The organism is uncultured Granulicatella sp., assembly GCF_963528315.1.
In the GTDB taxonomy this organism is placed as follows: domain Bacteria; phylum Bacillota; class Bacilli; order Lactobacillales; family Aerococcaceae; genus Granulicatella.
The window spans coordinates 1-15,058 of record NZ_CAURVV010000038.1 but is presented as its reverse complement, the minus strand read 5'-3'; the positions used below and the strand labels follow the sequence as shown (position 1 = coordinate 15,058).

The 15,058-nt window shown below is 33.0% G+C and carries 11 protein-coding genes; all 11 read right to left on the bottom strand.

The annotated features are described in order from the left end of the window. Positions 1-1,784: oligoendopeptidase F (pepF, locus tag RYK07_RS07260; RefSeq protein WP_314853180.1), on the bottom strand; the 1,784-nt coding region annotated here is incomplete at its 3' end. 43 nt (positions 1,785-1,827) lie between these two features. Continuing rightward, a complete protein-coding gene (locus tag RYK07_RS07255) occupies positions 1,828-2,901 on the bottom strand; it encodes a winged helix-turn-helix domain-containing protein (protein ID WP_314853179.1) in 1,074 nt (357 codons plus the stop codon). Next, on the bottom strand, positions 2,891-4,168 hold the full coding sequence (locus RYK07_RS07250) for an MFS transporter (RefSeq protein ID WP_314853177.1): 1,278 nt from the start codon (positions 4,166-4,168) through the stop codon (positions 2,891-2,893). The genes RYK07_RS07255 and RYK07_RS07250 overlap by 11 nt, the downstream gene beginning before the upstream one ends. Positions 4,169-4,295: 127 nt before the next feature. After that, the gene (locus tag RYK07_RS07245; protein ID WP_314853176.1) at positions 4,296-5,420 is read right to left on the bottom strand and encodes a hypothetical protein; all 1,125 of its coding nucleotides are present in this window, start codon (positions 5,418-5,420) and stop codon (positions 4,296-4,298) included. 122 nt (positions 5,421-5,542) lie between these two features. Beyond that, the gene (locus RYK07_RS07240; protein WP_314853174.1) at positions 5,543-7,681 is read right to left on the bottom strand and encodes a PBP1A family penicillin-binding protein; all 2,139 of its coding nucleotides are present in this window, start codon (positions 7,679-7,681) and stop codon (positions 5,543-5,545) included. A gap of 345 nt (positions 7,682-8,026) precedes the next feature. Continuing rightward, positions 8,027-8,461: a NusG domain II-containing protein gene (locus RYK07_RS07235; protein ID WP_314853173.1), complete on the bottom strand. Its 435-nt coding sequence runs from the start codon at positions 8,459-8,461 to the stop codon at positions 8,027-8,029. A 228-nt stretch (positions 8,462-8,689) separates the two neighbouring features. Further along, the gene (locus RYK07_RS07230; RefSeq protein ID WP_006702282.1) at positions 8,690-9,598 is read right to left on the bottom strand and encodes an ABC transporter permease; all 909 of its coding nucleotides are present in this window, start codon (positions 9,596-9,598) and stop codon (positions 8,690-8,692) included. A 17-nt stretch (positions 9,599-9,615) separates the two neighbouring features. After that, the gene (opp4B, locus tag RYK07_RS07225; protein WP_314354182.1) at positions 9,616-10,578 is read right to left on the bottom strand and encodes an oligopeptide ABC transporter permease; all 963 of its coding nucleotides are present in this window, start codon (positions 10,576-10,578) and stop codon (positions 9,616-9,618) included. 3 nt (positions 10,579-10,581) lie between these two features. Further along, positions 10,582-11,529: an ATP-binding cassette domain-containing protein gene (locus tag RYK07_RS07220; RefSeq protein WP_006702280.1), complete on the bottom strand. Its 948-nt coding sequence runs from the start codon at positions 11,527-11,529 to the stop codon at positions 10,582-10,584. Continuing rightward, the gene (locus RYK07_RS07215; protein ID WP_314354185.1) at positions 11,529-12,530 is read right to left on the bottom strand and encodes an ABC transporter ATP-binding protein; all 1,002 of its coding nucleotides are present in this window, start codon (positions 12,528-12,530) and stop codon (positions 11,529-11,531) included. Before RYK07_RS07215 ends, RYK07_RS07220 begins: the two co-directional genes overlap by 1 nt. Positions 12,531-12,941: 411 nt before the next feature. Then, positions 12,942-14,726 (bottom strand): oligopeptide ABC transporter substrate-binding protein, encoded by a 1,785-nt coding sequence (locus tag RYK07_RS07210; RefSeq protein ID WP_314853172.1) that lies wholly within the window; start codon positions 14,724-14,726, stop codon positions 12,942-12,944. Positions 14,727-15,058 lie beyond the last annotated feature (332 nt).

The window sequence follows — 15,058 nt, the reverse complement described above, 5'->3', positions numbered from 1 at the left end:
TCGTATAATTGATCCACTAATTTTCCTACATATGCAATGGCTTCTTTTAGTGGTTGTTCTGTCGAAACATCACATCCAGCATGACGTGCTAAATCTTTCGCAGATAAGCTACCACCTAATGCTAATGTATCTTTCCAAACTTGCGCTTGAGAAGGATCTTCCTCAATCTTATTCGCAATTGCTGTACCAATTGTTAAACCAGCAGAATAAGTATAAGGATATAATCCCATATAATAGTGAGGTTGACGCATCCAAGTTAATTCTGCCCCTTCATTCACTACAAGACTATCCCCAAAGAACTCTTCCATTACTTCACGTTTCACTTTAGATAACACATCTGCATTTAACATCTCATTATTATCAACCATTTTGTAAATACGATCTTGGAATACTGCTTCTAAATAGTGAGTGACCATATTATGGAAATAAGTACGACTAATCATGTTACTAATGACCCAACGTTTGAAACGAGCATCTGTACTATTTTTCAATAAATAATTTGAAACAATAACTTCGTTACATGTTGATGGAGCTTCTACAAAGTATAATGAACATTCATTATTAAACATTGTTAACTCTTCTCCAACACGTTTAAAGTGGTACGCATGCCCTAATTCATGAGCTAATACGAATACTTCATTCATTTTTCCAGTCCATGATAATAAAATATAACTAGCTACTTTTGGAACAGTCGCACAGAATCCACCTGTGCTCTTACCAATATTTTGTGGGAAATCAGTCCAACGTTTGTCGTAACTTTCATCGATCATATCTTTATAATCTTCCCCTAAAATTCCAAGAGCTTTCTTTAAATAATCTCTAGATTCTTCAATAGACATATCTACTTCAAATTCAGGGTCTAAATTGATTTTACAATCTGCAAATTGCATATCTTGAATATTATGTTCTCTTGCTAATAAACGAATATAACGTTGAATATGTGGTGCTAAATCCGTCATTAATGTACGAATTTGACGGTCATATAATTCACGATCCCCATCTTGTTTGTCTAATAAGTAATCAATGACACTATCGTATCCACGCATTGTTGCAAGCATTTTTTCTTTTTTAATCGTTGAAATGTATTCATTTGCAACAGTATTTTTATAGCGATTTAATGTTTTATAGAAACTTTTTGCTGCATTACGACGAACTTCTGTATGATTATCCATTTCATGTAAGTTTTCATATAAAACAAAACTATTTTCATAAGTTTTTCCATCAGCTTCAAATGAATCAAATTCCATGTCTTCATGTTTTGTTACTTCATATAATTGATAGAAGCTTGGTAAGCTAGACATATTTGATAAAACTTGTTCTGCATCTTTGGATAAAGTATGTGCTTTAACACGAATAATTTTTTCAATAAAATATGCTAAATCTGGACGTTTTTCTTCCACAAATTGGCGTAATAAACTTTCTTCTAATCCTACGATTTCAGTATCATAGAAACTCATATTTTGTGCCCAAGCACTAGCTAATTGTTCAAATAATGTCGCATTTTCAACCACTGTATCATTGAAACGGTCTACAGTCATTGGTAATTCTGCATAATGAGATAAACGGTAGAATGTTTCATATAATGCTTCATATTCTTCAGTAGCAGCTGTTAATACTTCTAAATCTGCTAATTTATCTTCATATTTTTCTTTGAAACTCTTTAATTGAGCTTCTGTTTCTTTTAATGTTGTACGATATGCTTCATCACTTGGATATAATAATGTCATATCCCAAGTAATGGATTGATCGACTTCACTACGTTTTACTAATTTTACATCACTCATGTGTATCCCTCCATACATTCTTTTGTATTGCTATTATAGCATATTATTCTTCATTCTCTACAGTATTCGTCATTAAACTATCTTCCATTAATCCATTCATCACTTCTGTAATCAATTCGGTGTGAATTGCTTTTAGACAATCCTTCTTATTCCAACCTTGAACTACTAAATTAGATAAGACTAATTCATTAATATGATAGGAAACTGTAGCCGATGTAATCCCTAATTGTTCCGCAATTTTTTTAACACTCTTTGTACCTTTGGCAATCTCGCAGAAAATTTGATACCTTGTTTTATCTCCTAAATTCTTAAAAACATTAATTCGTTCTTGTTGTTTATCTAATCGAGTTTGGATAAAATGTTGAATCACTTCTAACGATTTTGCCCCTAATAATAAAATTTCAGAATCTTGAAAAAAGAAATCCGATAATAGTAATGTTGGTATGACTGAAATGTCATCTGAAGTCCAGTCTATTTCTTTAATTTCCTTTGTTCCAGTAAAAGCCTCTGCTAAAATCGTTGGATGTTCACGAATCGTAGCTTCAAATTCCGTATAAGATTTTTCTAAAATCGGTAAATATTCTGCATACACTTTATCAAAAATCGGCTTAATCGTTTGATGTAATGAAATAAAATCTTCTACAAACTTTTTAGGTTGCGACATAATCGTAAAATAATTCCAGCGTAAAGTATCATCAATTGGTAAATACTTTAAAAAATCTAAAAATGCAAATTGATTTCCTACAAGCTCTTCTACTTTATCTTCAACAACTAGTTCTTCTTCATCTTGTTTTACAATACTCGTCATTAATTGCTTCTTGATTAGAACTTCATCCATAGACTGTAAAAACTCAACGTATTCGTCAAAAGAACGATAACGAAGTAGTGTTTTTACATTGATGAAGAACATACGTAAAACATCATCTTTATAGAAATACAGAATCTTGTCCATATATGTTTCTAACGGAACACTCATATGTCTCATTTCTTCAACGATATCTTCTAATTGTTGCTCTAACTGTGTTGAAGGACGTTCTTCATCTCGATTCTTTTTCAATATTAATATTGGATATAGCAATTGATTCACAAATTCCATCTGCTCTTGTTTAAATTGCATTTTCCCCCTCCTTACTAGAATCTTGGTACATTCTATTTGCTACTATTAAGAATACCACTAATCCAACAATAGAAACAGCTAAACACACTGTTGCATTAAAATTATCTAAAATAATTCCAAATACTAACTGCCCAATTGGAACAGAAATCGTAGCTAACATCCCCATCGTTGTTCCAATTCTTCCTAAAAATTGTTCAGGAACCATTTTAGCACCTAAAGTTGATAATTGAATATTAATATACGTTGCTAAAACAGAAACAAGGATAAATCCTACAATAATACCCGCTAACGACATCCATTGATTCAGTGAAAAAATGTCATGAGCCATTGTTCCACACATAACCACGAATAATCCAATAACAAATCCCCCAGTATATTTCAATAATAAGTGTACGGGTTCTTTACTATCTTTGATTAAACGATACGCAATGAGTGGAGAAATCATACTGACTACTGCTACAAAAGACTGAAACATACTAAATTCTGTATTCGAAAATTCTAATGTTACCCTAATAAAGTAGGTAATCACAATTCCAAAAATAGGTGACATTAAAAAATTAATAAATAATGCAAGCAATACGACAATGACTAGATTTGGAATTTCAAACGCTATTTTAATGCCTTCTTTGAATTCTGTCCAAAAACTATTTACAACGGATTGTTTTTCATCTATTTGCTTTTGAATTTTACGTTCAGGAATTTTCATAAATACATAACCAATCATTGTTAAAAATAAAATACTCCCTGAAATAAATAAAGAACCTGTAATGGCAAAAGTTGAATAAATGAATGCTGCTACAAATGGCGTAATAATATTCACAATTCCATTATCCACTTGCATCCAAGTATTTGCTAGAGCTAATTGACTTTCTTCTACAATCGCAGGCAAAACACTCATCATTGGACCCGATTGAAAAACTTCTACTAATTCTAAAATAATCACTAATCCATAAATAGCTACTAAAGATAAATTACTCGTTACATAAGTTCCCACTCCAAAAATCAATAAGGTAATAACTGTCATCAGTGTTGTATAAACTAATCCTTTTTGTCGATTCACTCGATCTCCCCACACTCCTGCAATTGGAGAAAATAATATTCGAGGAATAATAATAATCGAAAGAATACTAGCAAAAGCTGTTGCAGAACCCGTCTTATCTAATACATAGAGAGACAATGCGTATTGAATGATATTGCTCGCTGCTCCCGCAAATGTACTACTAAACCATAATTTCCTAAAATTTGCATTATTGAATATGATATCCATAAAATTTCAACCTCACTTCCTAGTAATATTAGATAAATATCTAACTTTATTAGAATTTTACTGCTAGAAACAAAAAATGTCAATAAAAATTAGATAAAATTCTAATTTTTATTGACATTCCATTCAATTACATTTCTGGATTCCATTTACCCGTTGCATCTACATAGTAGCTTCCAATCCATGTATCACGAGCTAATGCTCCATTTTGACCTAAATAGTATGAATCTTTCCAATATTCACGAGCGTATTTCCCATTTCCATGTAAGTAGAACCAATTTTGATAATTTGTATCATAAATCCATTCTCCACTAGCCATATAGCCGCCGGCTTCTAAATAGTAATCGCCCTTCCAAGAATTCTCTAAATACTCTCCATCGGCATCAAGATAAAACCAACTAGAATAATTCGCATCATAAATCCATTGAGAAATTACTTTTTCTCCATTTTTATAATAACTGCGATCTGACCAACCATTTAAAACAGTTGTTGTTTCTTTCAGTTCACTAGCAGATTTTGTGACTACTTTATTTTCTACAGTTTTATTTGCTTGTTTTACAGTTTTAGTTTGCTTAGAAGGTGATTTGGCAATCTTACCACCAGTTGTAATATTTACAGATGCTTCACCATTATGACCTAAATAGTCTTCTGATAAATTCGTATCAAAGCCATTTCCTTTTAGCCATTCTGTATTGGTAAATGCTTGTGCAGTAATCACACCTTTACCTTCTTTTTGGAAAGCTACTAATGCTGTATGAGTAAAATCTGGACGAATTAAATTCCAATAATGCCCTGTTTGTTCTCCTACTTCTAATGGTTGATTATTTACTTTGGATTTTACATAAGCAGCTTTTTCGCCATAGAAATATTCAATACCTTCCAAAACCCCTGTGCTATTCCAAGCTAAATTTTCCCCATAACTTCTCACATTATCTTTAACAATACTAAATGGATCACTTTCTCCATTAGGACGACTATGAGCAAGTAAAACAGAAGCTTCTACGGAACGAATTTCAGCAATTTTTTCTAAAGCTGTTGACCATTTAATCGGCACATAACGATCGACTAAACCTTCTTCAAAAGCTTCTTTACGAATTTCATTGATTCGATTAATAATCGCTTCTTTACTATCAGAAATGTATTTCCCACTAACTACTGTATCTTCAGCATACGCTGTAGTTGAATTAGCATATGTTCCAACAGTAAATAGTGTTAAAGCTGAAAGACAGCCTAATAATAACTTTTTATGTTTCATAGATTTCCCCCTATTTAATCTTTCTGTCAATTATACACTTCTTTAATTTCAATTCATGAGCAGTTATATAACAATTTGATGACAATTTTAATTTTAAATAATAATTTAGCATTCTTATTTTTTTATTGCCCAACTTTTTTCCATAATTGCCCAGTCCATTCTTGAACTTTAGACCATATTTGTTTTCCTGTTTCTTCTGCTTTTTGAATCAAATCATCTACATTTAAAGACGAATCTTTTTTCTCAGCAGTCGCAGCAGGTGCTACTCCAAATGGTGTATTTTTTGGATATGTACTTAATAATCCATACATTTCTAATTGGAATAAAGGACCAACTCCATGGGTGCTTGATACCGCCAATGAATATTTAGCAGAATCATCATAACCCATCCAAGTAGCAACAACCATATCAGGTGTGTAACCAATCATCCATTGATCTCGTGCACCATCTTCTCCATTAACTGTTTCCGTGGTACCTGTTTTTCCAGCAATTGTATAACCTGCAGGAGCAGCATTTGCTCCCCCACCACCAGGTGCATAAACCGTAAGTAACATACTTGTCATCTTATCAGCAACAGACTCACTTGTCACTTTATTTGTTTGAGGAGTAGTATTATCAACAATTACCGCACCAGTAGCATCTACAATTTTCGTCACAAATCTTCCCTTAGCACGTACACCTTTATTAGCAAAAGTAGTATAAGCTGAAGCCATTTCCATTGGAGAGACTCCTTTTGTTAATCCACCCAAAGCAATTCCTAAATATTCATCTTCTGGAACTGTTGAAATACCAAATTGATGAACTTTTTCGACACCTTTTTTCAAACCTAATTGATCTAATAGCCATACAGCAGGAGCATTCCAACTTAAGCTTAATGCTTCTGTCATTGTCACCGTACCTTTATTTTGGTGATTCCAGTTTTCTGGAGTATATTTTTCAGGACCATAGGAACGTTTTTCATCTACTAATGTTGAATTAGGTTCATATCCTTCTTCTAAAGCTAAAGTATAGACGGCTAAAGGTTTAAACGTTGAACCAGGTTGAACTTTCATTTGTGTTGCACGATTAAAACCTCTAAATGTATGTTTCCCTGCACCATCAATTCTTCCTCCAACTACTGCTAAAACATTCCCTGTTTGAGGTTCCATTGCAATCGAAGCTGCTTGAGCTTTTGTCCCATCATCATAAGCAGGATATAATTGTGTATTCCCAAAAGTTTCTTCCATATCTGCTTGCAGTTTTTGATTTAATCCCGTATAAATGCGATACCCTTTATTAAATAAATCCTCTTCCTTAATCCCATAATTTTGAGTAATCTCATTAATTACAGCATCAAAATAATAAGGATAACGATATCTTGAGTTAGCTACATAATTATCAACAAGTGAAATTTCAGATTCTCCTGCAATATTTGCATCTTGCTCACTAATTTTCCCGTTATTCACCATTAAACTCAATACAGTTGCACGTCTTTTTAATGTAGCATCATAATTGTCAATTGGATTATAATAACTTGGCGCCTTTAAAGCACCTGCCAAAATTGCTGATTCACTTAAAGCTAGGTCTGCAGCACTTTTTCCAAAATAACGCCTTGCTGCATTTTCAATACCATAAGCTCCATTTCCAAAATAAGCATTATTCAAATACATTTCAAAAATTTGATCTTTTGTATAGTGTTTTTCAATTTCAAAACTTAAAAACAATTCCTTTGCTTTTCTAAGTAATGTTTGATCTAATGTTAAAAATGCATTTTTCGCTAATTGTTGTGTTAATGTACTTCCTCCACCGACAATATTTCCTCGATGAATAATCACTCCAGCAAAGGCACGCAAAATCCCAATTGGATCAAATCCTTTATGCTCATAGAAACGTTTATCCTCTGTTGACAATACGGCATCTTTCATATAAGTAGAGATTTCGTTCAAAGGTACGTACTCTGCTTTGGAAATATTTAATGCACCAGCTTCTTGACCAGCTTCATCATAGATCACAGTTTCTTGAATCATTCCTGCTCTTAATCCACTCACATCAGCAGTTTTTGCTCCATATACTAAATAAACTAAAAAGAACGCTGTAAATGTAAGAAAAATTGTCAGAAATAATTTAGTAACATGATACTTTTTCCAAAATTCTCTAATTTTTTTAAACCACGGATGATTCCAAATCTTTTTATACCATTTTTCATTTGAGCCCATTTCTTCTTCTTTTTTTTCATGTCGAGAAGGAATTTTTTGTGGTTCTAATGGTTGATTTTCATTCATAAAACTCTCTCATTTCTATTAATTTCAATATAATATTATCGTATCATGAATAGAATTAACTGACAAATAATAGAACAACTTTTTACCATTTATTAAACAACAAAAAAGACTTCTTATAGCAGCTTTGTCCTAAACTACTATCAAAGAAGTCAAAACTTTTATTCACTCTCTCATAAATATCCGTTAAAACAGAATAGACTTCTTATAGCAGTATGCGTAACAGCAGCCACCTTGTGGCTACTGTTACTAGGAAACTTTGAGACCTAGGCTCAAAGTTTAGCCATGAAACCGAAGGTTTGCTGGCGTCCTATACTACTATATCAAAGAAGTCTAATTCGTATCCTTTTACAATGGAATGATAGTATCCGTTTCTTCCGTAGGTTCCTGAGTCGAAACAATCTCAATCATTAACCCATGCGGTAAACAAATACTCGTTTGCCCTACTCTTGAAATCCAACCCGTTTTAACGGCAATTTGATCAGGACTATTATCTTCCTTATCTCTAATTCTAGTCCCATCTACTTCAATAATATTATATTGATCATCACTGGGAAAATAAATAAATTCCTCATTCGGAGTATCTTCTTTTAATTCAAAACGTTGCACTTCTTCACCATTAATCGTAACAACAGCGTAAATCTTAGCTTCCTCTGTTGGAGTCGTCATCTGTTGTACTGCAAAAATTGCATTAGGTAAAAACGATAAAATAAATAAGGTAATTACAATAATAATGTCATAAGGCTTCACTAAATGTTGATATTTCTTAAATTTCTCTTTCATAAATCCTCCATTAAAATTATTAGCCCTTCTATTTTACAAAAAAATACATTTTTATACAACCAAAAAGGTAAAACAAAAAAAGACTTCTCATAGTAGCAAACGTACAAGTAGCCACATTTGGCTACTTGTACTAGGAAACTTTGAGACCTTAGGCTCAAAGTTTAGGCATGAAACCAAAGGTTTGCTGCCGTCCTTTGCTACTATAATAGAGAAGTCTGTTTATATTTCTTAACCTAGACGTTGGCGAGCATCCGCTGCACGTTGGAATGCTTGTCCAATGTAGTTGATACATAACATCATTACTAAGATTAAAATTGTTGCAGGTAACCATACCCACATTTTGTTTTCAATAATATCTTGCGTTTTAGCTGCAGAAATTAACGTTCCTAAAGAAGGAGTTGTATATGGTAAACCGAAACCTAAGTATGTTAAACCAGTTTCAATACCAATGTTCCCTGCTAAACGTAAAATTAAGTTAACAATGATTAATGAACTAATGTTAGGTAAAATCTCACGGAACATAATTTGTAAATCACTAGAACCTAAAGTCTTAGATGCATTTACATAATCTAAACTAGCTTCTTGTAACGTACGAGTTCTGAATAAACGAGCTGAACCAACCCAGTAGAACAATGTCATAATTAAAATAAAGTGGAATAATGTATAGTTTGGAATAACTGTTACGAATACGATGATAATCATTAATGTTGGTAAAATCATGATGAAATCAACAATACGCATTAATGTAGTATCAACCCATTTACCATAGTAACCAGAAATTAAACCAACGATAATCCCGATAATACAAGTTAAAATTGTAATCGTGAAACCAATTGTTACAGAGTTACGAGCCCCGATAACTAACATCGCGAATACATCACGACCTCCTTCATCAGAACCTAATAAATAACCGTTCACACCTGGTGCTTTATAACGTTGTAAAATATTTACTTTCAAAGCAGTTGCTTCATTAATGAAGAACGGACCAATGTAAATAAATAAGAAAATTAAAGTTAAGATAATTAATGCTGCAAGAGCAATTTTATCTTTTAAAAATTCTCGCACAATAACCTGGAACCCAGTAGGTGGGGTAGATACGGTGCTTTCTTTTGTTACATCTTTTTTATCTTGCGCCATTTGCTACTCCTCCTTTTCTATTGTACGCGAACCCTAGGGTCAACAATACTCATAATAATATCAGATAATAATGTTCCTAATAGTGTTGCTGTACCAAATAGTAATAACAACGCTAAGATAACAGAATAGTCACGAGATGAAATTGAACTTACGAATAAGTTCCCCATTCCTGGATATGAGAAGATGTTTTCAATAAATACTGAACCACCGATTAAGCCTGTGAATTCATATCCTAAGAAGGCAGCGATTGGTAAAATTGAGTTACGGAAAATGTGACGGTTAAATACCACTTTTTCAGGAACCCCTTTAGCACGAGCTGTACGAACATAGTCTTGACTCTTCGCATCAATTACCCCAGTTCTTAAATATTGAACTGTACCAGTTGTTGATAAAATCGCCATTGTTAATGCTGGTAATAATAAGTGGTGGAATCGATTAATTAAATAACCAATAGATCCTGGTGATACACCTGAATCAACTGAACCACGAGTTGGGAACCAACCTAATGTATAACCAAATAACCATAATAGGATTAAGGCAAATACGAATGTTGGAATAGAATAAGTAATGAAGTTATACACAACGATTAACTTATCTGCCCATGAGTTTTGATAACGTCCTGCAATCATCCCTAAAGGTAATGCAATTAAATACGTTAAAATTAATGTTAATAATGATAACCAAACTGTGTTACCAATACGTTCACCAATTAATTTAGTAACAGCATATTTATAAGTATAACTTTGTCCAAAGTCTCCTTGTAATGCTTTACCCATCCAACGAACATATTGAATATACCATGGATCATAGAATCCAGCTTTCACACGTAAAGCTTCAATCGTATTTGGGTCTGTTTCAGGAGTAATTAAACCTGTAAATGGATCCCCTGGCATCATCTTAGCAATTAAGAATGCTAATAAACTTAAAATTAAAATTTGTGGCAACATTAGTAGCACACGACGTAATATAGTTTTCCACATAGTCTAGTTACCTCCCTTTGCTGACGGATTCAACGCAACAAAATGCGAATCTGACAATTGTTGTAAATCGAATACACGACCATTTTCGTCATAGTACATTGTTTGATTTTCTTGATAGAATTTCTCAGCTTCAATACGACGTAGTTTGTTCGCTTCACGGTTTACTGGGTCAATAACTGGAATGGCTGATAATAAACGTTTTGTATAAATATGTTGAGGGTCTGCATAAATATCATTTGCTTTTCCTGTTTCAACAAAACGTCCACGATACATAATGAATAATTCATCACACATGTGTTTTACAACCCCAAGGTCATGAGAGATGAATAAATAACTTAAGTTAAATTCATCTTGAATACGTTTCATGTAGTTTAATACTTGCGCTTGTACTGATAAGTCCAAAGCAGATACTGGTTCATCCGCAATAATTAAACGTGGATTACTTGCTAATGCACGAGCTACCCCAATACGTTGACGTTGTCCACCAGAGAATTGGTGAGGGTATTTTAATAATGCTTCTTCAGATAAACCAATGATTTCCATTAATTCAATAACTTTACGACGTTCTTCTTCTGGAGATAAACGGTCAAAGTTACGTAATGGCTCAGCAACGATATCTAAAATACGTTTTTTAGGATTAAAACTTGATAATGAATCTTGGAAAATCATTTGTACATTACGGTTGTAGTCAGAAGTACGACGACGTGCTTTATTTGTCACATCTTGTCCTTCATATAATACTTTACCGCTTGTTACTGGTTCTAAACCGATAATTGCTTTACCGATTGTTGATTTACCAGAACCTGATTCACCTACAAGTCCATAAGTTTTTCCTTCTTCAATTTCCAATGTAACGCCATCAACAGCATAAACATGATCCGTCACTCGGTTAAAGAAGCCACTTCTAATTGGATAGTGCACTTTTAAATCTTCAATTCTAACAAAACCCATTATGCTTCCTCCCCTTCAAAATGGAAATTTTTGTAACATGTACAACGAACAAAATGGCCTTGACCAACTTCGTGTAATGTTGGATTTTCTTCATGTTCTTCTGCAGAAATCCATGGAATACGAGGAGCAAAACGGCATCCTGTACGTGGTAAGCTTGGTAATGGAGGAACAGTACCTTCAATTACGTGTAACTCTTGTCCTTCTGAACCAGCTTGAGGAATTGATTGTAATAATGAACGAGTATATGGATGTTTAGGATTTGTAAATAATTCCTCTACAGGAGCAATCTCTACGAATTGTCCAGCATACATCACGGCTACACGGTCAGCAGTTTCTGCAACTACCCCAAGGTCGTGCGTAATTAAAATAATTCCTGATTGTGTTTCTGCTTGAATTTCATTTAATAAATCTAAGATTTGTGCTTGAATCGTTACGTCAAGCGCTGTTGTTGGTTCGTCAGCGATAATAATTGGTGGTTTACATGATAATGCAATCGCAATTACAACACGTTGACGCATCCCACCTGATAATTCATGCGGGTATTGTTTAAATGTACGTTGTGGATTTGGAATCCCTACTTGTGCAAGTAATTCTAATACACGTTCTGTACGTTGTTTTTCATCTAAGTCTGTATGATATAATAATGCTTCATCAATTTGAGCACCAATGGTCATTAATGGGTTTAATGAAGCCAATGGATCTTGGAAAATCATACCAATGTCATTTCCACGAATTTTATTATATAAAGTTTCATTTAAATTCACTAAGTTTACATCATTATAAATAATGTCCCCAGTGATTTTAGTATTTAATTTATTGTGTAAACCCATAATAGTTGTTGCTAATGTAGATTTACCACATCCAGATTCCCCTACAATTGCTAAAATTTCATTTTTCTCTAATGATAATGAAACACCATCAACTGCATCATAAAAATCATCTTTAATACGAAATCCAACATGTAAATCGTTGATTTCTAATAATGGTTTATCGATAGCCAAATCTTCGTCCTCCTTTGTCTGAATCGAATGGTTAACATTTTAACCTTCGTATGTCTGTCATACTTTATTTCAAATTCAATAATTTTCTTTTAAACATTATTGATATTATACGTATTTTTAAACGAAAATGCAAATTGTATGACAATTCCATTTTTTAAAATAACGTATGCTTATTTTACCACGATTCTTTTAAAATTCCTATGATTTTATAAAGATTTTTTTAATTATTTCCTCATATTTTTCATAAAAATGGTTTCAAAATTGCATGTTTTATTTACTTTTTCTTTCAAAATTGGAAAATTAATTTTTTCTTATTTAAAGCTATAGTTATTTCATATAATTATAATTAGAAAAAGACTTTTAACAGTAGCTAGCGTCCTTTACTACTTGCTAAAAGTCAATTTCTATATCTTATTTGACTGGAGTATCCGCAACTAATTCCATTTCATTAATCGCATTTTTTGGATTATTCGAAGCGATATCCGTACTATAATATTTCACTCGTTTATTCACAGCTGTAATTTGATCCCCAATTAAAGTTGGAAATACATACGCTTGATCATGCACATATTTTTGCCATTCTTTATAAAATTCAATATTTTTAGCATCATCAAATGCAGCTTCAGAATTTATCTTATTGAAGATATCTGTTTGTTCCTTACTTACAAAACGAGTAAAGTTAAACTTCGCATCTTCCCCATATAACCCTGTTGGATCTGGGTCAAATCCTGTATTCCATCCTGCAGTATACATATCAATTTCTGGGTCATTTGCTTCTACTTTATCATAGAAACTATTCACTTCCATTGTACGTCCATTAACTAATTGAACATTTAATCCAATTTCTTTCCACCATAATAAATATTGTTGAATTAATGATTCATTCGCATCATCACGAGTACGAGCAATAAAGTTAATCGTTAATTTAGAACCATCTTTATTTTCTCTTAATCCATCACCATCTACATCTTTATAACCTGCATCATCTAACATTTTCTTAGCTTTTTCTGGATTATAAGCAAATCCTTCTTGGTCTTTGTTATAAACATCTTTGAAGAATGGAATAATTAATGAATTGGTTCCACGTTGTAATCCATTGTATAAACTCTTTCCTGCTTGGTCGATATCTAATGCATAAGCAATTGCTTGACGTAAAACTGGGTCAGACATTTTTGCATTTGGATTCATCACATTTTTACTAATGGCTTCATCCCATTTTCCTAATTGGAATGCAATATATTCATAAGCAGAATCTTCGCTACCTAATAGAGTCACATTCGTTAAATCTTTATAAGTATCAAATTGAGCTCTTGGCATTGAAGCAATATCATACTTACCTGCCTTCATTTCAGAAACAATACTATCTGGAGATACAAGTTCTGCTACTACTTTATCTAATTTTGGTCTTCCTTTGTAATAGTACTCATTTGCTTTATAAGTTACTGATTCCCCAGGAACGATTGATTCAATCGTAAACGCACCTAATCCTACTACTTTTGTTCCACGAACATAATCACTTTGTTCCCAATCTTTTACAGGAATGGTTGAGAAAATATGCTTAGGCATAATATAAGGACTAATTGGTCCTCCTGCCAACTTCATAGATGGTGTCATTTCTTTATAATGAATTTTCACTGAATAATCATCAATTTTTTCTAGTCCAGAAATACTAGACGCTTCACCATTATGAAACTCTTCCATTCCTTCGATATTTTTGTAATTCGCATCATAACGAATCCCTGTATAATCTTTATCTCCAATTCCTTCATAAGTAAAGATATAGTCATCAATGGTAACTGGTTGTCCATCAGACCATTTATAATCTTTAGAATTCAATGTTACTTTCACAGTTTTTCCCGGAACATCAAATTCAAGTGATGCTAAACCAGAGTTCACTAGCTTACGATTTTCGTCATGTTCAAACATTGTTCCATCAACATAACCTGCTAGTGCAGTATCTGTTGAATCTGAAGCTAATTCATCAATAAAAAGTCCATTAAAAGGAGATGCACTTACGATGGCATATTTTAATGTTCCACCTTTTATTGGTGTTCCTTCATGAGTAACTTCCTTTGCAAATGTTCTATCCTTTGCGTTTGAGTCATTCGCCCCATCTGTAGAGTTTTTTGGAGAACATGCACCTAAAACAGCAACTACTGCAAGTGAGGATAAGATTGCCTTGCTTTGTTTTTTCATGATTTTCCACCCTTTTTGGTTTATTTTTTATCACTATTATTTTAGCACACAAGCAATCTGTTTCAAGCGCTTACAATAAATTCTTCCCAAATTCTAATAAACTCCTCATCTCTTCCTATGAAAATCTCATATGAAATATTCTTATGAAAAGAGCAATGACAATATCATTGTGCCGCTAAACTATGAGACTCGCACAAGCAAGGCTACTAGCGTCGTAAGCTACAACAGATAATACCTTACGCACCCTCATCCCCTCAATACAAAAAGAGCCATGAATTTTTATTTGAAACAAAGTACGAAAAAAAGACAAAAAGATACTACCTATGCTATAA